This is a genomic window from Burkholderia mayonis (assembly GCF_001523745.2).
GTDB classification, from domain to species: domain Bacteria; phylum Pseudomonadota; class Gammaproteobacteria; order Burkholderiales; family Burkholderiaceae; genus Burkholderia; species Burkholderia mayonis.
Genome location: NZ_CP013387.1, coordinates 2580869 through 2600838 on the forward strand (window position 1 = coordinate 2580869; position 19970 = coordinate 2600838).

Annotated in this window: 20 protein-coding genes; 18 read left to right on the top strand and 2 right to left on the bottom strand. The window is 68.1% G+C overall.

Annotation, left to right across the window (positions count from 1 at the left end; genetic code table 11):
- The first annotated feature begins 574 nt into the window (after positions 1–574).
- The 14 genes from WS70_RS30475 to WS70_RS30540 all read left to right on the top strand — a co-directional run bounded on the left by WS70_RS30475 (position 575) and on the right by WS70_RS30540 (position 13456).
- Positions 575–745 (top strand): Flp family type IVb pilin, encoded by a 171-nt coding sequence (locus WS70_RS30475; RefSeq protein WP_059471127.1) that lies wholly within the window; start codon positions 575–577, stop codon positions 743–745.
- 178 nt (positions 746–923) lie between these two features.
- On the top strand, positions 924–1070 hold the full coding sequence (locus WS70_RS30480; RefSeq protein WP_059471128.1) for a Flp family type IVb pilin: 147 nt from the start codon (positions 924–926) through the stop codon (positions 1068–1070).
- A 91-nt stretch (positions 1071–1161) separates the two neighbouring features.
- Positions 1162–1701, top strand: a complete 540-nt coding sequence (locus WS70_RS30485; RefSeq protein ID WP_059596983.1) for an A24 family peptidase — start codon at positions 1162–1164, stop codon at positions 1699–1701.
- A gap of 41 nt (positions 1702–1742) precedes the next feature.
- A complete protein-coding gene (locus tag WS70_RS30490) occupies positions 1743–3125 on the top strand; it encodes a hypothetical protein (protein ID WP_059471129.1) in 1383 nt (460 codons plus the stop codon).
- Between the two features lie 46 nt (positions 3126–3171).
- Positions 3172–4020 carry a Flp pilus assembly protein CpaB gene (gene cpaB / locus WS70_RS30495; protein WP_059596889.1) on the top strand — a complete coding sequence of 283 codons (849 nt, stop codon included), beginning with the start codon at positions 3172–3174 and terminating at the stop codon, positions 4018–4020.
- Between the two features lie 113 nt (positions 4021–4133).
- Positions 4134–6197, top strand: a complete 2064-nt coding sequence (locus WS70_RS30500; protein WP_059596888.1) for a type II and III secretion system protein family protein — start codon at positions 4134–4136, stop codon at positions 6195–6197.
- 20 nt (positions 6198–6217) lie between these two features.
- On the top strand, positions 6218–6523 hold the full coding sequence (locus tag WS70_RS30505; protein WP_059471132.1) for a hypothetical protein: 306 nt from the start codon (positions 6218–6220) through the stop codon (positions 6521–6523).
- A 25-nt stretch (positions 6524–6548) separates the two neighbouring features.
- Positions 6549–7808, top strand: coding sequence for a pilus assembly protein TadG-related protein (locus tag WS70_RS30510; RefSeq protein ID WP_059596887.1), 1260 nt, complete (start codon positions 6549–6551; stop codon positions 7806–7808).
- A 49-nt stretch (positions 7809–7857) separates the two neighbouring features.
- Positions 7858–8364, top strand: coding sequence for a TadE/TadG family type IV pilus assembly protein (locus WS70_RS30515; RefSeq protein WP_059596886.1), 507 nt, complete (start codon positions 7858–7860; stop codon positions 8362–8364).
- The gene (locus tag WS70_RS30520; RefSeq protein ID WP_059471135.1) at positions 8361–8822 is read left to right on the top strand and encodes a TadE/TadG family type IV pilus assembly protein; all 462 of its coding nucleotides are present in this window, start codon (positions 8361–8363) and stop codon (positions 8820–8822) included. Before WS70_RS30515 ends, WS70_RS30520 begins: the two co-directional genes overlap by 4 nt.
- Positions 8823–8844: 22 nt before the next feature.
- On the top strand, positions 8845–10053 hold the full coding sequence (locus WS70_RS30525) for a CpaE/TadZ family protein (protein WP_059471136.1): 1209 nt from the start codon (positions 8845–8847) through the stop codon (positions 10051–10053).
- 20 nt (positions 10054–10073) lie between these two features.
- Positions 10074–11441 carry a CpaF family protein gene (locus WS70_RS30530; protein ID WP_059471137.1) on the top strand — a complete coding sequence of 456 codons (1368 nt, stop codon included), beginning with the start codon at positions 10074–10076 and terminating at the stop codon, positions 11439–11441.
- 26 nt (positions 11442–11467) lie between these two features.
- Positions 11468–12445 (top strand): type II secretion system F family protein, encoded by a 978-nt coding sequence (locus WS70_RS30535; RefSeq protein WP_059471160.1) that lies wholly within the window; start codon positions 11468–11470, stop codon positions 12443–12445.
- Between the two features lie 54 nt (positions 12446–12499).
- Complete coding sequence (locus WS70_RS30540; RefSeq protein ID WP_059596885.1) at positions 12500–13456, top strand: type II secretion system F family protein; 957 nt, start codon at positions 12500–12502, stop codon at positions 13454–13456.
- 223 nt (positions 13457–13679) lie between these two features.
- On the opposite strand, the gene WS70_RS30545 is transcribed toward WS70_RS30540, so the two are convergent.
- Positions 13680–14156 (bottom strand): Lrp/AsnC family transcriptional regulator, encoded by a 477-nt coding sequence (locus WS70_RS30545; protein WP_059471139.1) that lies wholly within the window; start codon positions 14154–14156, stop codon positions 13680–13682.
- A gap of 233 nt (positions 14157–14389) precedes the next feature.
- Between WS70_RS30545 and WS70_RS30550 the strand changes: the two genes are divergently transcribed.
- The 4 genes from WS70_RS30550 to WS70_RS30565 all read left to right on the top strand — a co-directional run bounded on the left by WS70_RS30550 (position 14390) and on the right by WS70_RS30565 (position 18958).
- Positions 14390–15607, top strand: coding sequence for an amino acid aminotransferase (locus WS70_RS30550; RefSeq protein ID WP_059471161.1), 1218 nt, complete (start codon positions 14390–14392; stop codon positions 15605–15607).
- Between the two features lie 144 nt (positions 15608–15751).
- Positions 15752–16150 (top strand): RidA family protein, encoded by a 399-nt coding sequence (locus WS70_RS30555; protein WP_059471140.1) that lies wholly within the window; start codon positions 15752–15754, stop codon positions 16148–16150.
- 198 nt (positions 16151–16348) lie between these two features.
- Positions 16349–17422 carry a porin gene (locus WS70_RS30560; RefSeq protein WP_059596884.1) on the top strand — a complete coding sequence of 358 codons (1074 nt, stop codon included), beginning with the start codon at positions 16349–16351 and terminating at the stop codon, positions 17420–17422.
- 81 nt (positions 17423–17503) lie between these two features.
- Positions 17504–18958 carry an amino acid permease gene (locus WS70_RS30565; RefSeq protein ID WP_059596883.1) on the top strand — a complete coding sequence of 485 codons (1455 nt, stop codon included), beginning with the start codon at positions 17504–17506 and terminating at the stop codon, positions 18956–18958.
- Between the two features lie 72 nt (positions 18959–19030).
- Here the strand turns inward: WS70_RS30565 and WS70_RS30570 are convergent, their stop codons facing one another.
- On the bottom strand, positions 19031–19798 hold the full coding sequence (locus WS70_RS30570; protein ID WP_059471162.1) for a FadR/GntR family transcriptional regulator: 768 nt from the start codon (positions 19796–19798) through the stop codon (positions 19031–19033).
- Positions 19799–19970 lie beyond the last annotated feature (172 nt).

Here is a 19970-nt window from a genome sequence, read left to right on the forward strand (position 1 = left end):
CACCGGCTACGGCCGGGCGCCGGGAAAAGATTGCTCGTTGTGAATACCGGGGAAAGGCAATGTCCACATATACCACCCAGCGGCCTCTCAGCCGCTCCAGCAGCGAAGCGGCGCACACCTGCGCCGCCGCTCATGAACCGGCCGCCGGTCGGAACGGCCGTCGCTTCCGCATTCTTCCCGGGCAGCGCCGTGCGGCGCGCATCGACTCATGCGCACGCGCCGGCAAGCCCCATCCCGCAGATCGTTCCGTCCGCGCCGGCGCATGCGTTCGCGTGCAGGTCCCGCTGCGGCTGTTCTGATCCGCAGTCCGCTTTTGAGCGGTGCCTTGCAGTACCCGTAGTGCCTTGTTGTGCCTTGTTGTGCCTTGTTGTGCCTTGTTGTGCCTTGTTGTGCCTGTTGTGCCTGTTGTGCCTGTTGTGCCTGTTGTGCCTGTTGTGCCTGTTGTGCCTGTTGTGCCTGTTGTGCCTGTTGTGCCCGCAGCACCCGCAGCGCCTAGTAGTTGGAGCAGTTCCCGTTGTACGTCCCGCGCCATCGATGGCAAGGGTTTTTCTTAGTGATTCAAAAGGAGAGAGTTATGTCCAGCCTCGTTCAATACGCCAAGCAGTTCGTTCGTGACGAAGGCGGCGTCAGTGCCATCGAATACGGCCTGATCGCTGCTTTGATCGCGATCGTGATCATCGGTGCGGTAAAGACGGTCGGTACCGACCTGAATTCCGTCTTCACGACGATCGGTAGCGATCTGTAGGGCACGTCGCCGGAAGGACGGATGGTTCTGCGCAACTCGCCGTCCGTCACTTTCCGTCCGTTCGTTCCTGTTCGAAGTTCCGTTCGATGCCGCTGAGGAGCGATTCATGAGAACCCAGTCCTTTTGCCGAAAGTCGACCCGTCCGCGCTGGCTCGACGCGCAACCCGCCCATGCTGTCATGAGCTGGCTGCGCGATGAATCGGGCGTGTCGGCAATCGAATACGCGCTGATTGCATCGCTCATTGCGATCGTGATCATCGGTGCGGTGCAAATCGTCGGCACTAGTCTGCAGTCGGTGTTCAGCACCGTCGCTTCGGATGTGTAATTCCAGTCCCGCCACGGTGCGCCAGCCCGGCATGCCGGCTGGCGTCACCGAAGCGGTTCATCGAACGATTGAATACGACGCGAGGCTCGTCATGCTTTCCGCTCTGCCGCCGCAACCGATCCCGCTCTGCGTGACTTTACTTGCAGTCGTCGCAGCCAGCATCGATCTGTCGAGCCGGCGCATTCCCAATCGACTGATCGCGCTCGGCCTCGCGAGCGCGCTCGTCGCGCAATGCGGGCTGCCCGGCCCGCACACCGGCTTCGCCGCCTGGCTCGCCGGAGCGGCAACGGGCGCCGGCCTGCTGCTGCCTTTCTATCTGCTGCGCGGCATGGCTGCGGGCGACGTGAAGCTGATGCTCGCGATCGGCTCTTGGGTCGGACCGCCGCTCGCGCTGCGCATCGTGCTCGCGACGTTCATCGTCGGCGGCGCATGGGCGCTCGCGGTCGTGCTGAAGCGCGGCCAGTTCCGCAAGCTGCTCGCGAACCTGCGCCACCTGTTCACGCACGCGGCGCTGCTGCGCGATCCGTCAGCGGCGCGCGCCGCGCCCGAGATCGAATCGGTCGGGATGCTGCCATACGGCGTTGCGATCGCCATCGGCACGCTCGGCGTGCTGTTCACGGCGGCGACCTGACGCGGCGCATGCCGGCCCCTCACCCAACGATTGGAGCAACCATGAACCTGGATCAAGCAGAACCGCGACACGACGCGCAGATCGCCCATCTGCCGGAGCCGCCGACGCTGCGCGCGTACCGCATGAAGCAGGCCACGCGTCTGCCGGCCGCACCGCGCTCGCTCGCAGAAACCGGCCTGGACGAAGCCTTCATCGCGGCGCTGCTGCTGAAATCGATGCTCGCGCACGGGCGCTCGAGCCTGACCGAGATCGTCGAGCGTCATTGCCTGCCGCCCGTCGTGCTCGATGAAGTGCTGACGTTCCTTGCGTGCGAGCGCCTGATCGAAGTCACGCATCGCGGCCTGTCCGACATCGACATGACGCTGCGCCTGACCGACCTCGGCCGCGCGCTCGCGCTCGAGGAGAAGGCGCGCAACAGTTACTGCGGCCCGGCGCCCGTCACGCACGAAGCGTATGTCGCGAACGTCGCCGCGCACTCGGTTCGCCGCGTGTCGATCGCGCGCGCCGACGCACACGCGGCGTTCGAAGGCATCGCGATCGAACCGGCGATGCTCGACGCGGCCGCCGCGTCGATGAACGCCGGCCGGCCGCTCCTGATCTACGGCCCCGCAGGCAGCGGCAAGACCTATCTCGCCGAGCGCCTCGGCGCGCTGCTGCGCGGCAACGTGCCGATTCCGCATGCGATCTACGCGTCGGGCGAGATCATCAATATCCACGATCCGCTCGTGCACGTCGATGCGCCGCGCGCGGCCGACGGCGCGAGCGGTGACCGCCGCTGGCGTCTGTGCCGCCGGCCGATCGTGCTGTCGGGCGGCGAACTGACGCTCGCCGAGCTCGACCTGCGCCGCGACGACACGACGGGCTACTACCAGGCGCCGCCGCACGTGAAGGCGAACATGGGCCTCTACATCGTCGACGATCTCGGCCGCCAGCGCATCGCGCCGCGCGATCTGCTGAACCGCTGGCTGCTGCCGCTCGATCGCAACGTCGATCAATTGACGTTCCAGAGCGGCGTGCGGCTCGAAATGCCGTTCGACGTGTGGCCGGTGTTCTCGAGCAACCTCACACCCGCGCAGTTCAGCGACGACGCGTTCCTGCGGCGGCTCGGCTCGAAATTGCATGTCGGACCGCTGCCCGTCGACCGCTATCGCGCCGTGTACGACGCGAGCTGCGCCGCGCTCGCGCTGACGTCGGACGCGTCGACGTTCGACTACCTGCTGCAACGCCTGCACGCGCCCGCGCGGATGCCGTTTCTCGCGTGCTATCCGGGCGACCTGCTGCGGCTCGTCTCGGCATCCGTCCGCTACCGCGGCGACGCGCCCACGGTCACGCCGCAGGCGCTGCACGAAGCGTGGCGCAGCTTCTTCGGTTCGGCGCCCGATGAACCGCCGTTCACCCCGCCGGATGCGAATCGCGATTGGTAACCGTCCGGCCCATTGGCTCTTGATACGACTAGTGAGGAGTACCGCCATGAAAAACAGTCGCGCATTCACGATGCTCGCCATCGCCATCCTGGCGGGGCTGGCCGCCGTCGCCTTCGCATCGCGATGGCTCGTGCAGACATCGAGCAGTGCCGTCACGCCGGTCGCGGTCGCCGCGGTCGACGTGAACCTCGGCGAGCCGCTCGGCCCGAACCAGCTCCGCGTCATCAACTGGCCGACGGCCAGCGTGCCGCCCGGCGCGTTCACCGACGTCAAGTCGCTCGAAGGCCGCGTCGTGCGCACGAGCCTCGCGCGCGGCGAGCCCGTGCTCGGTTCGAAGCTCGCGCCCATCGGCACGAAGGGCGGCCTGTCCGCCGTGATCGCCCCGGGAGACCGCGCGATCACCGTGCGCGTAAACGACGTCGTCGGCGTCGCGGGCTTCGCGCTGCCGGGCAACTACGTCGACGTGATCGTCAACACGCAGGAGCAATCGAAGGCCGATCCGCAGCAAAGCATCTCGAAGATCGTGCTCGAGAAGATCCTCGTGCTCGCCGTCGCGCAGCAGGTGAGCCGCGACGACACCGCGCCGAAGGTCGTCAACGCGGTCACGCTCGAAGTCACGCCCGAGCAGGCCGAGAAGCTCGATCTCGCGCGCAGCGTCGGCACGCTGTCGCTCGTGCTGCGCAACCAGATCGACAAGGACGCGCTGAATACCGGCGGCGCGACGAAGAACACGCTGCTCGGCCAGCCGGCGGCCGTGCCAGTGCCCGTCGCGGCGCCCGCCGCGCAACCGCGCCCCATGCGCACGCGCGTCGTCGTCGCGCATGCGCATGGCGCGGCCGGCCGCGACTGCGTCGGCGTGTTGTCCGGCGTGACGGGCAGCGTCGAATGTTTCTGACACAAGTGGCAAAGCACTGACGATGCCTGGCGTTTCCGCTGCCCGTTTGCGTTCCGGCAGCTTTCGATAGTCAAACCCGGCGCACTGCGCCGGGCACTGGGGGACCACACGAAATGGACACCAAACCGCAACTTTCCCGGCCGACGCCGACGCGTGCGCGCGTCGTGCGCGGCGCGGCGCTCGCCGCCGCGTGCTGCGCCGGGCTCCTCACCGTCTTCGCCGCGTCCGCGCAGGACGCCGTCGAAAACGCCGCAATCACGAAGGGCGTCGCAGCAGCGCCGATGGCGATCGGCCGCGGGCCGATGCAGATGACGATCAGCATGGCGCCCGCTCCCGTCGCCGGCGCAGCCGCCGCCGCCGAAACCGCAGCGCCGCTGCGCGGTCCGAACTGCGTCGGCGAGATGCGCGAGGCGACGAGCGTCAGCGTGCCGCTCGGCAAGTCGCTGCTCGTACCGCTCGACGAGCCGGTGCGCAACCGCACGATCGGCAATCCCGCCGTCGCGCAGGCGACGATGGTGTCGCCGCGCACGCTCTACCTCGTCGGTCTGTCGGTCGGCACGACGAACATGATCGTTCAGGGCAGGAGCGGCGCGTGCCAGATCATCGACGTCGCGGTCGGCGCGGACGCGGGCGGCCTGCAGACGTCGCTGCGCCAGTTGATGCCCGCCGAACGCGACATCCGCGTGTCGACCGCCGCCGACACGATCGTCCTCGCGGGCAACGTGTCGAGCGCGCAGGCCTCGCAGCAGGCGGTCGCGATCGCGAAGGCGTACAGCGACCGCACGAATGTCGGCGGGGGCGGGGGCGCCGGCGCGGGCGCGGGCGCGGGCGGCCCGCGCGGCGGCGTGCTCAACATGCTGACCGTCACGTCGCCGCAGCAGGTGATGCTCGAGGTGAAGGTCGCCGAAGTGTCGAAGACACTGATCAACCAGATGGGGTCGGCCGTCAACATCCAGGGCGGCTTCGGCTCGTGGACGGGTGCGCTCGTGACGAGCCTGCTCGCGGGCGTCGGCAACGGCATCGCCGTGAGCAAGTCGAACAAGCTGCCGCTCAACGGCTCGATCGACGCGCAGAACACCGACCAGCCGGTCAAGATCCTCGCCGAACCGCGGCTCGTCACGATCAGCGGCCAGGAAGCGACGTTCCTCGCGGGCGGCAAGATCTTCATCCCGGTTCCGCAGAGCAGCGGCACCGGCACGACGACGATCACGCTGCAGGAAGAGGAATTCGGCGTCGGGCTGAAGTTCACGCCGACCGTGCTGTCGAACGGCCGGATCAGCCTGAAGGTCGCGCCTGAAGTGTCCGAGCTGTCGCCGACGGGCGTCACGCTGTCCGCGACGAACGTGAGCGGCGTGTCGATCCTGCCGCTCATCACGACGCGGCGCGCATCGACGACGGTGCAGATGGGCGACGGCCAGACGTTCGCGATCGGCGGCCTCATCAAGGACAACGCGCAAGGCACGCTGAAGGCGCTGCCCGGCATCGGCGAGCTGCCCGTGCTCGGCGCGCTGTTCCGCAGCACGTCGTTCCAGCAGGATCGCACCGAGCTCGTGTTCATCATCACGCCGCATCTGGTGAAGCCGCTCGAAACCGCCGACGTGCCGCTGCCGACCGACAGCTTCACGAAGCCGAATGAAGTCGACGTCTATGCGACGGGCAACATGGAAGGCCGTGGCGCGATGCGCAAGCGGGAAGCCGCACCCGCGAATGCCGCACCTGCCGGCGCCGCCGCACCCGCGAATGCCGCGCCGATGAGCGCTGCCCCTGTCAATGCCGCCCCGGCGGCCGCCGCGCCGACGAGCACCGCGCCCGCCGCTGCCGCTGCGCCCGCGAATGCTGCGCCCGTGAACGCCGCGCTGACCACCGCCGCACCGGCGAACGTCGCGCAGGATGCCGCGCAGACGTCCGCGCCTGCGCGTCCGTCGGCGACCGTGCACGCGCCGCCGCCCGCGTTGCCGTCCGCGTCCGCGATCGCGCAGCGGCAAGGCGCGCGCGCCGCCGTGCCGGGCGCCGCGCCGGCCGTGCCCGCCGCACCCGCGGCCGCCACCGCATCGCCCACGCCCGCCGCGCTCGCGGCGCCGGCTCCCGCCGGCGCGACCGCGAAGCGCCAAGGCGCCGCACAGCCGTCGCAACAGCTCGCCAACGCAGGCGCGATCGCGCAGCCCGTCGACCACTGAATTTCCGCAAGGGGACGCACATGAACCTCGATTACTTCACGCTGACGCGCCGCCTCGTGCTCGCCGCGTCGCTCGCCGCCTCGCTCGGCGGCTGCATGAACAGCACGCCCGTCTGGGACAGCCGCTTCGGCGATTCGGTACGCGCCGTGATGCAGGCCCAGATCATCGATCCGCACGCAGCCGAGCACACGAAGTCGGCGCTCGGCATCGACGGCAAGTCAGCCGCCGCCGCGCTCGAGAACTACGACAAGTCGTTCCAGCAGATCGAGCCCACGCCGAACGCTTTCGTGATCGGCGTCGGCGGCGGCAAGACGGGCGGTCAATAACCACCACTCGCTCAGGGAGACCGTCATGTCTCGCGTCACTTCTTCATCAGGCGCCGCCCTTCACGGCGGGCGGCGCCGGCAGCGCGGCGTCGTATCGATTCTCGTCGCGCTGATGCTCGCGGTGCTGATCGGCTTCGTCGGCCTCGCGCTGGATCTCGGCAAGCTCTACGTGACGCGCAGCGAGCTGCAGAACAGCGCGGACGCATGCGCGCTCGCCGCGGCGCGCGACCTGACGGGCGCCACGATCAACTTGTCCGTGTCCGAGGCGGCCGGCATCACCGCCGGCCACCTCAACTACGCGCAGTTCGAGCAATTTCCGGTTCAGTTGCAGACGAACTCGAACGTCACGTTCACCGATTCGCTCAGCAATCCGTTTCAACCGAAGAGCTCGATCGCCTCGCCCTCGTCGATCAAGTACGTGAAGTGCACGACGTCGCGAACAGGCATCGTCAACTGGTTCATCCAGACGCTCGACATGGTGCCCGGCGTGACCGTCGCGAACGCGTCGGTATCCGCGACGGCCGTCGCGACCGTCGGCGCCGCGCAGACTACCTGCGCGATCCCGGTGTTCGTCTGCAAGGCCGGCACGCAAACGAGCCCGCCCGTGGCCGGCGCGTCGTACAACATCGGCGACTGGCTCGCCGCGAAGACGGGCGCGCCGCCGTCGTTCGGTGCGGGCAACTTCGGGTGGGCGGCGCTCGACGGGTCGAACAGCGCGTCGTCGATCAAGAGCGAGCTGACGGGCAACTACTGCGCGCTGCCCGCCACCGGATCGCAGATCGGCTCGCCGGGCAACAAGGTCGCGGACAGCGCCGCATACAACACGCGCTTCGGTATCTACGCGAATCCGTACAAGGACCCGTCATACGGCACGCCCGATTTCACCGGCTACGCGTACGACGCAACCACGTGGCTCGCGCAGAGCAACGCGTATTCGGATTTCGTGACCAAGCGCACGACGTTCACGAGCTACCAGGGCGACCATCTTTCCGGCATCACCACGAGCGGCACGTACAGCGCGAGCTACTACCAAGCGGGCGCCGACAGGCGTCTCGCACTCGCGCCCGAAGTCGACTGCTCGGTGCTGCTGAGCGGCCACAGCGCGCCCGTGCTGTCGTGGGACTGCATGCTGATGCTCGATCCGATGGGTTCCGGCGGCGGTGCGGGTCCGATCCATCTCGAATATCGCGGCGCGTCGACGGCGCCCGGCAGCCCGTGTGCGACACAGGGCACGCCGGGCAACGGCAGTTCGGTCGGCCCGCAAGTGCCCGTGCTGCTCCAATGAACGAGAGGTGATCATGAACCGACTCTCATTCCGTCCCCGTCCGTCGCGGATGCGCGGCGCCGTCGCGGTCGAATTCGCGATCGTGATGATCCCGCTCGTGCTGCTCGTGACCGGCGTCGCGGAATTCGGCCGCGCGATCTACCAGTACGAAGCGCTGACGAAGGCGACGCGCGACGCGACGCGCTATCTGTCGACGTACCTGTCGAACGACCCCGCGTATCCGGTCGCGCAGGCGCAATGTCTCGCCGTCTACGGCAGCACGACCTGCGGCTCGACCGGCAGCGAGCTCGCACCGGGCCTGACGACGTCGATGGTCATCGTGTGCGATGCGTCGCACACGACGAACTGCGGCGACGCGTCCGATCCGGCGCAGTTCGCGAACGTGCCGACCTACGACACGAACAACGGCTCGCCCGATCCGGCGAATCTCGCAGGCAGCATGAATCTCGTCGAGGTCAAGATCAAGGGCTATCAGTACCAGCCGATCCCGGCGTTTCCGGGGCTGCCGGCCTTGACCTTCGGCAACATCGTCACCGTGATGAGGCAAGTGTCATGAACGCGCGCCCCTTCTCCCTGATCCGGCGCCGTGCGCAACGCGGCATGGCGGCCGTCGAGTTCGCGCTCGTCGCCGCGATCCTCTGCACGATCCTGATCGGCATCTGCGAATTCGGCCGCGTGCTGTTCTACTGGAACACCGCGAGCGAGGCGGTCCGCCTCGGCGCGCGCACGGCTACCGTTTGCGATGCCGACGCGTCCGTCGTGAAGACCCGCATCAGCCAACTGATGCCGCTCATCAGTAGTGCGGACGTGAACCTGTCGTATACGCCCGCCGGCTGCGATTCCGATGCGGCGACGGCGCGCAACACCTGCACGCTCGTCACCGTGTCGGTCACGAACGTCACGGTCAGGACGCTGATTCCGTTCGTGCCGCTCACGCTCACGATGCCGCCCTTCGTCACCACGCTGCCCCGCGAAAGTCTCGCGACGTCGACGGGCGGCCCGGTTTGCCAATGAACCCCACACGAGGTCAACGACCATGATCAACATCCTCGTAGCTTCCGAAGACGCATCGCGGCTCGCGCATCTCGCGCGGCTCGTCGGCGACGCCGGCCACTATCGCGTCACGCGCACGGTCGGCCGCGCCGCGCAGATCGTGCAGCGCACCGACGGCCTCGATGCGTTCGACATCCTGATGATCGACGGCCTTGCGCTCGACACCGCCGAGCTCGCCGCGATCGAGCGGCTGAGCCGTCTGCATCCGGGCCTGACGTGCATGCTCGTGACGACCGACGCAACGTCGCAGACGCTGCTCGACGCGATGCGCGCCGGCGTGCGCGACGTGCTGCACTGGCCGATCGAGCCGCGCGCGCTCGACGATGCGCTGAAGCGCGCGACCGCGCAGTGCACGCAGCGCGATACGCCCGACACGCGGATCGTGTCGTTCATGTCGTGCAAGGGCGGCGCGGGCACGAGCTTCGTCGCGGGCAACGTCGCGTACGAGATCGCCGAAGGCTCGCAGCGCCGCACCCTGCTGATCGACCTGAACCAGCAGTTCGCCGACGCCGCGTTCCTCGTCAGCGACCAGACGCCGCCGTCGACGGTCGCACAGCTCTGCGGGCAGCTCGAGCGGATGGACGGCGCGTTTCTCGACGCGAGCGTCGTGCGCGTGACCGACACGTTCCACGTGCTCGCGGGCGCGGGCGATCCGATCAAGGCCGCCGACCTCCGCGAGGACGCGCTCGAATGGATCCTCGGCGTCGCCGCGCCGCGCTACGACTTCGTGATCTTCGATCTCGGCGTGAGCCTGAACGCGGTGTCGATGGTCGCGCTCGACCGCAGCGACCACATCGAAGTCGTGCTGCAGCCGAGCATGCCGCACGTGCGCGCGGCCCGGCGCCTGCAGGAGTTGCTCGTGTCGCTCGGCTGCCCGCCCGACCGCATCCAGCTCGTGCTGAACCGGCAAACGCGCGCCTCCGACCGCGCGCGCGCGGCGCTCGAAGAAGTGCTCGCCATGCGCGCGGCGCACGTGATTCCCGACGATCCCGCCACGGTCGGCGAGGCAGTCGACCAGGGCGTTCCGCTCTCCCGGCTCGCGCGCAATAGCGGCGTCGCGCGCAGCCTGCAGGCGTTCGCGAAGCAGCTCGTCGACGGCGGACAGCGCCCGTGCCGCGAGAGCGCGCACGACACACCGCTGATCGCACGGCTCTTCAGTCGTAGCGCGACGCCCAAACTCAAATCGATGTAACACCGTTCGAGGAGATCACCATGTCATTGCGAGACCAGATGTCCGTGCGGCACACGCAACCGTTCATGTCCCGGAGCGACGCCGTCGGCGCGGCGACCGCGATGGCGCACGAAGCGTACCAGAAGCTGCGCCGCCAGATTCATGGCACCGTACTCGAGCGCGTCGAGCTCGAGCGCCTGTCGCGGATGCCCGCCGAGCAGGTGCGCACCGAGATCGCGTCGCTGATCGCGCGCATTCTCGACGACGAGAAGCTGCTCGCGAACGATCTCGAGCGGCGGCAGTTGACGATCGACATCTACGACGAAATGTTCGGCTTCGGCCCGCTCGAATCGCTGCTGCGCGACCCGACCGTGTCGGACATCCTCGTCAACACGGCGAGCGCCGTCTACGTCGAGCGGCACGGCCGGCTCGAGCTGACCGACGTCACGTTCTACGACGACGCGCACCTGATGAAGGTGATCGAGAAGATCGTGTCGCGCGTCGGCCGGCGGATCGACGAATCGAGCCCGATGGTCGACGCGCGCCTGCCCGACGGCTCGCGCGTGAACGCGATCATCCCGCCGTCCGCGATCGACGGCCCGTTGATGTCGATTCGTCGCTTCGCCGTCAATCCGCTGAAGATGGACGACCTCGTCAACTACCAGACGCTGACGCCGCCGATGGCGCAGTTGCTCGAGGCGCTCACGCGCGCGAAGGTCAACGTGCTCGTGTCGGGCGGCACCGGCAGCGGCAAGACGACGCTCCTCAACATCCTGTCCGGCTGCATTCCGGATGACGAACGGATCGTGACGATCGAAGACGCGGCGGAGCTGCAATTGCAGCAGCATCACGTGCTGCGGCTCGAAACGCGGCCGCCGAACATCGAAGGCAAGGGCGAGATCACGCAGCGCACGCTCGTGCGCAACGCGCTGCGGATGCGGCCCGACCGCATCATCCTCGGCGAAGTGCGCGGCGCCGAAGCGCTCGACATGCTGAACGCGATGAACACCGGCCACGAAGGCTCGCTCGCGACGATCCACGCGAACACGCCGCGCGACGCGCTGACCCGGCTCGAAAACATGATCGGCGTCTCGGGCCTTTCGCTGCCGCCGAAGACGATGCGTCAGCAGATCAGCTCCGCGCTGTCGGTCGTCGTGCAGACCACACGCCTCACGGACGGCAAGCGCAAGATCGTGAGCATCCAGGAACTGACCGGCATGGAAGGCGAAATCATCAACATGCAGGAGATCTTCACGTTCAAGCGCACCGGTCTCGACGCAAACGGCAACGTGCTCGGCTACTTCACCGCGACGGGCGTGCGGCCGAAGTTCGCCGAGCGCCTGATCGCGTTCGGCATCCAGTTGCCGGACGCGATGTACGACCCCGCACGCCGCTTCGAAGTGGCGTAAGCCCGCGCTGAATGAAGGAGCCTGTCATGGATGCGATCTTCTACGGTTTCATTCTCCTGCTGTTCGTCGCCGTGGTGCTGGCGTTCGAAGGCGTCTATCAATGGTGGAACGCCCGCCACGGCCCGGCCGCGCGGCGTATCGAGGCGCGCATCCGCGCGATGTCGGCGGGCGGCCAGGTGCAGAAGGAGCGGCTGTCGATCCTGAAGGAGCGGATGCTCAACGACGCGAAGCCGCTCGACCGCCTGCTGATGCGCATGCCTCGCGTGCAGACGCTCGACTTGCTGATCCAGCAGTCGGGACTCACGTGGTCGGTCGCGAAGCTTGCCTGCATCTCGCTCGCGATGCCGTTCGTCGTGTTCATCGCGCTCAGCTTCGCACCGCTGCCGCTGTGGACCGCGGCCGCGGTCGCCGTCACGACCGCGTGCCTGCCGACGCTGTTCGTGCAGCGCTGCCGGACGCGCCGTATGCGCAGGCTCGAACGGCAGTTGCCGGAAGCCTGCGACATGATCGCGCGCGCGCTGCGCGCGGGCCACTCGTTCTCGAGCGCGATCTCGATGGTGGGCGGGGAATTTGCGGAGCCGATGGGCGGCGAATTCCGGATCACGTTCGACGAGATCAACTACGGCGTGCCGCTGCCGGAAGCGCTGCTGAATCTCGCGACACGCGTACCGGTGCCCGACCTGCGCTACTTCGTGATCGCGGTGCTGATCCAGCGCGAGACGGGCGGCAACCTCGCCGAACTGCTCGACGGCATCGCGCTCCTGATCCGGGAGCGCTTCAAGCTGTTCGACAAGGTCCGCGTGCTGTCGGCGGAAGGCAAGCTGTCCGCGTGGATCCTGACGCTGCTGCCGTTCGGCACTGCGGCGCTCCTCGCGATCATGAATCCCGACTTCATCGCGGTGCTCTGGCAGGATCCGGCGGGCGTCCTGCTCGTCGGGGCCACGATCGCGTCGATGGCGTTCGGCATCGTGTGGATGCGGTACATCATCCGGATTCGCGTGTGAAGCCGCGCACGACGCATCCAGCCATCATTCGTTGAACGACATTCGGGGACTGTCATGGAAAATCTCAACGTCACGCACATCCTACTGCTGTTCGGCCTGTTCGCGATCGTCGTCGCGGGCGTGATGGCCGCGTGGTTCGCGTTCGCGCCGCGCCGCCTCGCGCGGCGTCTCGAGCAGATCGGCGGCGGCGCAGTCGCGGCGGGCGACGGCCCGACGCCGCCGACCGTCTGGGTCGAGAAGCTCGCCGAAATCTCGCTGCCGATCTCGAAGCTGTCGCTGCCAAAATCCGGCTGGGAGAATTCGCCGCTGCGGCTGCGCCTCATCAACGCCGGATGGCGCTCGCCGAGCGCGGCGCACTTGTACTTCGCCGCGAAAACCGTGCTTGCACTCGCGCTGCCTGCGGCCGCGATGCCGTTCCTGATCGGCACCGACTTCGCAGAGACTCCGTACGTGCCGGCAGCGATGCTCTTGCTGATCGGCACGTTCGGCTTCTATCTGCCGAACGCCGCGCTGTCGCGCCGCATCGCGTCGCGGCAGCGCGTCATCATCGAGGATTTTCCGGACGCGCTCGACCTGCTGATCGTTTGCGTCGAAGCGGGACTCGGGCTCGACGCGGCGCTGACGAAGGTCGCCGACGAGTTGCGGCTGCGCAGCCCCATCGTCGCGGACGAGCTCGGGCTGATGCTGCTCGAGATGCGCTCCGGCTTCTCGAAGGAGACCGCGCTGCGCAACCTCGCGCTGCGCACGGGCGCCGAAGACGTCGACGCGTTCAGCTCGATGCTGATCCAGGCGGACCGCTTCGGAACGAGCATCGGCGCGTCGCTGCGCGTGCTGTCGGACACGCTGCGCACGCAGCGGCGGATGCGCGCGGAGGAGCGCGCGGCGAAGATCGCGCTGAAGCTGCTGTTTCCACTGATCTTCTGCATCTTTCCGGCGCTGCTGACGGTGCTGCTCGGGCCCGCGTTCATTCATATCTACCGGACGCTGCTGCCGACGATGACGGGAGGTTGAGCGGCGCTCGCGGCGGCGCCGGGCGGCTTAGCCGTGCCGCAGGCGCCGTCCGGGCGGTCAGCCCGCCGCGCCGACAACAAGCAAGCCCAAAGCCGCGCGGCGGGTGGGGCGTAGACGGCAAGCCGCTCGCCGCGCTCGGCGACGGCGCGTTCGCCGCGCGCCCGACGGCGTTCACTGCCTATATAGAAATAGAGAAGCGCACGGCGCTCCGCCGCGCTTCCGCCTACGCCGGCTTGCTCGCGAGATCCAGCACCGAGCCGTCGCGCTTGAGCGTCGCGAGCACGATGCTCGAATTCGTCGACATCACACCGCGCGCGCGATGCAGCCGGTTCATCACGAAATCGGAAAAGTGATCGAGGCTGCGGGCGCGCACGGTCAGCACGTAGTTCGATTCGCCCGTGACCACCTGCGCGGCGACGACCTCCGGCCACGACTGGATCGCGGCGACGAACGAGTCGTGCCAGTCGTCGATGTCGGGACGCATCGCCACGTGCACGAGCGCCTCGAATTCGACGCCGATGCGCTTCGGCGCGATCACGCACCGATAGCCTTCGATCACGCCCTGCTCTTCCATCAGCTTCACGCGCCGCAGGCACGCGGACGGCGACAGCGCGACCGACGTCGCGAGGTCCTGATTGCTGATGCGGCCGTCGCTCTCCAGTTCGCGAAGGATGCGCATATCGGTACGGTCCAGGCTCATTTCGCAGAATCCCGCAAAAAGTCGATTTCGATTCGCAGACTCTATCACCACAAATCGATCTCAAGCACGATTTCAGAAGCACATTTCATTTTTTCGCCGATAACATGCGCCCCATGAATCGTGCAGCGAAGGCGGCCCGGAAGGCCGCCCGCGGCGCGCCGGCGCGGCCTTCGGGCGATGCGGCGCGCGGCGGCCCCGCCGCTGTTCCCATCAGCCCGCAGACAGCCTCCATCATGTTCGAACACATTCACGCATATCCCGGCGACCCGATCCTGTCGCTGTTCCAGGCATTCCAGCGCGATCCCGAGCCGCGCAAGGTCAACCTGAGCATCGGCCTTTATTACGACGAAAGCGGCGCCGTGCCGGTGCTGGACAGCGTGCGCGCGGCGGCGGCGCGGCTGAGCGAGCGGCACGATGCGCACACGTATCTGCCGATGGAAGGCTTGGCCGACTACCGGCGCGCGCTGCAATCGCTCGTGTTCGGCGCCGACAGCGCCGCGCTGCGCGACAAGCGGATCGCGACGGTGCAGACGGTCGGCGGCTCCGGCGCGCTGCGTCTCGGCGCGGACCTCATGAAGCGCTATTTCCCCGACAGCGCGATCTGGATCGGCGATCCGACCTGGGACAACCACCGCGTGCTGTTCGCCGCGGCGGGCCTCGACGTGCACACGTATCCGTATTACGACGCGGCGACGAACGGCATCCGCTTCGACGCGATGATGGCGACGCTCGACACGCTGCCCGCGCGCGCGATCGTGCTGCTGCAGCCGTGCTGCCACAACCCGACCGGCATCGATCTGTCGCGCGAGCAGTGGCGCGACATCGTCGCGCTGTGCAGCCGGCGCGGGCTGATCCCGTTTCTCGACATCGCGTATCAAGGCTTCGGCGACGGCCTCGACGACGACGCATGGCCGATCCGCGCGATGACCGACGCGGGGCTGCCCGTCGTCGTCAGCAACTCGTTCTCGAAGAACTTCTCGCTGTACGGCGAGCGCTGCGGCGGGCTGTCGATCGCGTGCGCGAACGAAAGCGAAGCGGCGCAGGTGCTGAGCCAGATTCAGGCAGGCGTGCGCCGCATCTATTCGAGCCCGCCGCTCTACGGCGCACGGCTGATCTCGACCGTGCTGAACGACGCGGCGCTCGCGCAGCAGTGGGATCGCGACGTCGCCGCGATGCGCGAGCGCATCAAGCGGATGCGCACGGCGCTCGCCGAGCGGCTCGCGGCGCGGCTGCCCGGCGCGTCGTTCGGCTACCTGATCGAGCAGCGCGGGATGTTCAGCTATACCGGCCTCGCCCCCGCCGAAGTCGACGCGCTGCGCGAAGACAACGGCGTCTACCTGCTGCGCTCCGGCCGCGCATGCGTCGCGGGCCTGAGCGACGTGAACGTCGACTACGTCGCGAACGCGATTGCCGCGGTGCTGAAGGCGCGCCGGATGCACGCCGCGGCGTGACGCGTTTCGCGCGACAGCGAAACCGAAACAAGAACCGAAGTCGAAGCCGGAACCGACTGAAACCGGCGGCGTGAACCGCGGCGCGCAAGCGCCGCGACGCTCCCGGCCCCGCCCTGACAATCAGATATCCGAAAGAGCTTCCCCATGCCCGACCTGATCCCCGTCGATCTGCCCGAGCCCGCACAGCCGTTCTCATGGGCCACGCATGCACACGGCCTGATGTTCACCGCGCACGGTCCCGTCGATGCGGCGGGCGCGATCGTCGGCGGCGACATCGCGCAGCAGGCGCGTCTCGCGCTGTCGAACCTCGCATCGGCCGTGCGCGCCGCCAAGGCTCGGATGCAGGACGTCGTTCAGGTGCTGCTGTACGTCGCCGACGCACGCGACATCCCCGTCATCGACACCGTCTACCGCGAATGCTTCGACGCGCCGTATCCGAACCGCGCCTGCGTCGCCGTGCAGGGCTTCGCGCATCCGGACATGCGCATCGAGCTCGTCGCGTACGTCGCGCTCGGGCAGCCGGCGAGCCGCGCCGCAGGCTAGGGCCGGTTCACGCCAATAACGGACCCGAGTCCGTCACTCGATCGACGCACCGCCGCCGGCCGACGACGCCGGCGGCGGCGCACGCGGAGCGTGTCGCAACACGGACGGCGGCGACCCGCTCGCCTCGCCGCGGCAAGGTTCCGCGCGGCGAGGGCTTTCCGCCGTCCGGCACAACGCCACATCGACAAGGAAACGAAGATGAACAGGTTTGGAGCATCGACATGGCCGATCGCGATCGGCATCGCGCTGTCGGGCCCTGCGTTCGCGCAGAGCTCGGTCACGCTGTACGGGATCGCCGACCAGAGCATCCGCTACACGACGCACGCCAGCGCCGCGAACGACGGCGCCGTGCAGATGGCGAACGGCGCGATCACGAACAGCCGCTGGGCCCTGAAGGGCGCCGAGGATCTCGGCAACGGCCTGAAGGCGATCTTCCGTCTCGAAAACGGCTTCGAGCCGCAGTCGGGACAAGCGGACGGCGGGCGCCTGTTCGGCCGCTACGCGTACGTCGGCTTGTCGGGCGGCTTCGGCACGGTCGAGCTCGGCCGCCAGACGACCGAGGGCTTCAATCTGTTCGGCGATCTCGATCCGCTGACGATCGGCAACTACACGGCGAACATGTGGCCGTACTTTCTCACGCAGGGCTACGCGAGCAACGTCGTCAGCTATGCGAACACGGTCGGCGGCCTCGCGGTCGGCGCGAGCTTCGGCCTCGGCGGCGTCGCGGGCAGCATGAGCCGCAACGCCTATTGGGGCGTGCGCTCCGCCTACACGCAAGGCGCGCTGACGGTCGGCGCGGTGTATCAGCAGACCCGCGACGCCGACGGCCGCGCGCAGCAGATGTGGGGCGCGGCGGGCCGCTATGCCGTCGGGCCCGCGACGCTGTTTATCGGCTATCTCGGCGGCAAGGATGCGACCGGCACGATCGATCGCGACTACCTGAACGATCCGGGCCGCGCTCTCGCCTACGGCTCGTTCGCCGATCACCCGCGCTACGACACGATCGGCTACACGGGCGTCGCGTACCGAATCGATCCGGCGATCACGCTCACGGGCGCGTTCTATTACGATGCGATCCGCAACGTGAACGGCGTCGACGGCAACGGCGGCAAGCGCTACGCGGGCGTGCTCGAAGCGGAGTACGCGCTGTCGAAGGCGACGCAGCTCTACGCGACCGTCGACTACAACAAGGTGTCGGGCGGCGCCGTCACGGAGATGCCGGGCCGCGGCAACCAGACGGGCGTCGCGGTCGGGCTGCGGCACATGTTCTGACGAACGGTTCCGATCGTTCACGCAGGTCCGGCGGGCGCGCGACGCGCCCGCGATCCATAACGAGAGTCGGAGGAGCATTCAATGAGTTCGGAAGAACAATTTCACGCGATTGCGGCCCGCGAAGGCGGGCTGCGGCGCACGCTGAGCGCGCGACAGATGTCGATGATCGCGATCGGTGGCGCGATCGGCACGGGCCTCTTTCTCGGCAGCGGCTTCGCGATCAGTTTCGCGGGGCCGAGCGTGTTGATCAGCTATGCGATCGGCGCGCTGATTTCGCTGCTGCTGATGGGCTGTCTTGCGGAGATGACGGTCGCGCACCCGACGTCAGGCTCGTTCGGCGCGCACGCCGAGCATTACCTGAGCCCGTGGGCGGGCTTTCTCGTGCGCTACGCGTATTGGGCGTGCATCGTGCTCGCGGTCGGCGCCGAAGTCACCGCGATCGCGCTGTACATGAAGTACTGGCTTCCCGCAGTGCCGGGCTGGATCTGGATCGCCGGCTTCTCGGCCGTGCTCGTGCTCGTCAACGCGCTGAGCGTCGACGTGTTCGGTTCGGTCGAATACGGGTTTTCGGTCGTCAAGATCGCGGCGATCGTCGCGTTCATCGTGATCGGCGGCTATGTCGTGTTCGTCGATCCGTCGCTCGTCGCGGGCTCAAACGCGACCGCGACCGCGAGCGGCGGCGCGGGCGCGCCGGGCCTTCATCACTACTTCGGGCACGGCGGCTTTTTCCCGAAAGGCATGTGGGGAATGTGGGTCGCGGTGATCGTGTCGATCTTCAGCTATCTGAGCATCGAGATGATCGCGGTCGCCGCTGGCGAGGCGCAGGACCCGGAGCGCGCGGTCACGCGCGCGTTCCGCTCGACGGTGATCCGCCTCGTGCTGTTCTATCTCGTCACGCTCGCGCTGATGCTCGCGATCGTCCCGTGGACCGCGGCCGGCCGCGACGAGAGCCCGTTCGTCAAGGTGATGATCGCGATTCATCTGCCGGGCGCGGCGGGCGTCATCAATTTCGTCGTGCTGATCGCTGCGCTGTCCGCGATGAACAGCCAGCTCTACATCACGACGCGAATGATGTTCAGCCTCGCGTGCGCGGGCCACGCGCCGCGCGGCCTCGGCAGGCTGAACGGGCGCGGCGTGCCGCTCAACGCGCTGCTGCTGTCGACGGTCGGCATCGCGATCGCGACGCTCGTGAGCATCGTCTATCCGGACGCGTCGTTCACGATCATGATGGCGATCTCGATGTTCGGCGCGATGTTCACGTGGATGATGATCTTCGTCACGCACTACTTCTTCCGCCGCAAGCGCGCGGCGCTCGGGATGCCGCAGCCCGGCTTCCGGATGCCGGGTTTCCCGTTCGCGACGCTCGCCGGCGCGGCGCTGATGCTCGCGATCATGGCGACGACTTACTTCACGCCCGAGTTCCACATGACGCTCGTGTTCGGCGTGCCGTTCCTCGTCGCGCTGAGTGTGCTGTACTTCGTGCGATATCGCCGCCGGCCGGCGGCGCTCGCGCAAGCGGAAACGCCATCGCGGTGAGCGCGCCGCCGTCGTGCGCGCACGCGCGCCGCGTGTGCGACGGCGCGCGTCACGGCGCGCGGCCGGGTCTGCTCAGGCCGGGTCGAGGCTCGTCTCGTTGACGGCCGCGCGCAGCGCGACCATCGCCGTGCGCGCGCCGTTCGCATCGCGGCCGTCGATCGCCGCGACGAGCCTCGCCGCCGCGTCGCGGATCGCGTCGTTGCGCTCGTACAGCGTCGCCGCGTCCAGGTCGATCGCCATCACGCCCGCGCGCGCGACCTCGGCCATCTGCCGGATGAACTGATTGCGGCTCGCCTCGACGATCGACGCATGCAGCAGTTCGAGCGAGCGGCGCAGCGCGTCGGGCTCGACCGCCTCGCGCAGCGCCGCATGCGCGGCGCGGATCGCGCGCCGCTGCACGTCGTCCGAATGCACCGCCACCTGCGCGGCCGCCTCCGGTTCGATCAGGTCGCACATCGCGGTGACGTCGAGCAGGAAGTCCGTGTCCGATGCGATCCGCATCCGCCACTGCATCACGTGATCGTCGAAGAGCCGCCATTCGCAGCGCGGCGTGAGACGCGTGCCGGCTTTCGTCCGGGCGTGCAACATCCGCCGCGCGGTCAGCATGCGCGTGACTTCGCGCATCACCGAGCGCGGCACGCCGAGCTGGCGCGCGAGCACGTCCTGCGGCGGCAGCAGGCCGGACGTGAATTCGCCGTCGACGATACGCGTGACGAGTTCGTCGAGCACCCGCTGCACGCGAGGGGACGCCTTCAGCGAGCGGCGCTCGGCGGCGTCGCTCAACGGTCTCGCCGGCGCACGCGCCGGGCTAGGGAGATGGTTGGTATCTAAGGAGTTCATCGGACTCATCCATGTGCGGAACGGCGTTTTTTCGCTGAAAACGGAAGGCGCGACGACGGCATGCGAAGGCGAAGCCGGCTGCGGCAATCGCTGCCTCGGGAATAAAAAACGCGATCGGAGCGTGTTCCGATCGCAAGGCCACTGCCGCGGACAACTGGGCCACCGGGCGGCA

What these genes read in the sequence shown, in the direction of transcription:
- WS70_RS30500 (WP_059596888.1), top strand. Translation starts at nt 4,134, where the DNA reads ATGGACACCAAACCGCAACTTTCCCGGCCGACGCCGACGCGTGCGCGC.
- WS70_RS30475 (WP_059471127.1), top strand. Translation starts at nt 575, where the DNA reads ATGTCCAGCCTCGTTCAATACGCCAAGCAGTTCGTTCGTGACGAAGGC.
- WS70_RS30545 (WP_059471139.1), bottom strand. Translation starts at nt 14,156, where the DNA reads ATGAGCCTGGACCGTACCGATATGCGCATCCTTCGCGAACTGGAGAGC.
- WS70_RS30505 (WP_059471132.1), top strand. Translation starts at nt 6,218, where the DNA reads ATGAACCTCGATTACTTCACGCTGACGCGCCGCCTCGTGCTCGCCGCG.
- WS70_RS30485 (WP_059596983.1), top strand. Translation starts at nt 1,162, where the DNA reads ATGCTTTCCGCTCTGCCGCCGCAACCGATCCCGCTCTGCGTGACTTTA.
- WS70_RS30510 (WP_059596887.1), top strand. Translation starts at nt 6,549, where the DNA reads ATGTCTCGCGTCACTTCTTCATCAGGCGCCGCCCTTCACGGCGGGCGG.
- WS70_RS30560 (WP_059596884.1), top strand. Translation starts at nt 16,349, where the DNA reads ATGAACAGGTTTGGAGCATCGACATGGCCGATCGCGATCGGCATCGCG.
- cpaB (WP_059596889.1), top strand. Translation starts at nt 3,172, where the DNA reads ATGAAAAACAGTCGCGCATTCACGATGCTCGCCATCGCCATCCTGGCG.
- WS70_RS30550 (WP_059471161.1), top strand. Translation starts at nt 14,390, where the DNA reads ATGTTCGAACACATTCACGCATATCCCGGCGACCCGATCCTGTCGCTG.
- WS70_RS30525 (WP_059471136.1), top strand. Translation starts at nt 8,845, where the DNA reads ATGATCAACATCCTCGTAGCTTCCGAAGACGCATCGCGGCTCGCGCAT.
- WS70_RS30555 (WP_059471140.1), top strand. Translation starts at nt 15,752, where the DNA reads ATGCCCGACCTGATCCCCGTCGATCTGCCCGAGCCCGCACAGCCGTTC.
- WS70_RS30490 (WP_059471129.1), top strand. Translation starts at nt 1,743, where the DNA reads ATGAACCTGGATCAAGCAGAACCGCGACACGACGCGCAGATCGCCCAT.
- WS70_RS30540 (WP_059596885.1), top strand. Translation starts at nt 12,500, where the DNA reads ATGGAAAATCTCAACGTCACGCACATCCTACTGCTGTTCGGCCTGTTC.
- WS70_RS30530 (WP_059471137.1), top strand. Translation starts at nt 10,074, where the DNA reads ATGTCATTGCGAGACCAGATGTCCGTGCGGCACACGCAACCGTTCATG.
- WS70_RS30570 (WP_059471162.1), bottom strand. Translation starts at nt 19,798, where the DNA reads ATGAACTCCTTAGATACCAACCATCTCCCTAGCCCGGCGCGTGCGCCG.
- WS70_RS30520 (WP_059471135.1), top strand. Translation starts at nt 8,361, where the DNA reads ATGAACGCGCGCCCCTTCTCCCTGATCCGGCGCCGTGCGCAACGCGGC.
- WS70_RS30565 (WP_059596883.1), top strand. Translation starts at nt 17,504, where the DNA reads ATGAGTTCGGAAGAACAATTTCACGCGATTGCGGCCCGCGAAGGCGGG.
- WS70_RS30535 (WP_059471160.1), top strand. Translation starts at nt 11,468, where the DNA reads ATGGATGCGATCTTCTACGGTTTCATTCTCCTGCTGTTCGTCGCCGTG.
- WS70_RS30515 (WP_059596886.1), top strand. Translation starts at nt 7,858, where the DNA reads ATGCGCGGCGCCGTCGCGGTCGAATTCGCGATCGTGATGATCCCGCTC.
- WS70_RS30480 (WP_059471128.1), top strand. Translation starts at nt 924, where the DNA reads ATGAGCTGGCTGCGCGATGAATCGGGCGTGTCGGCAATCGAATACGCG.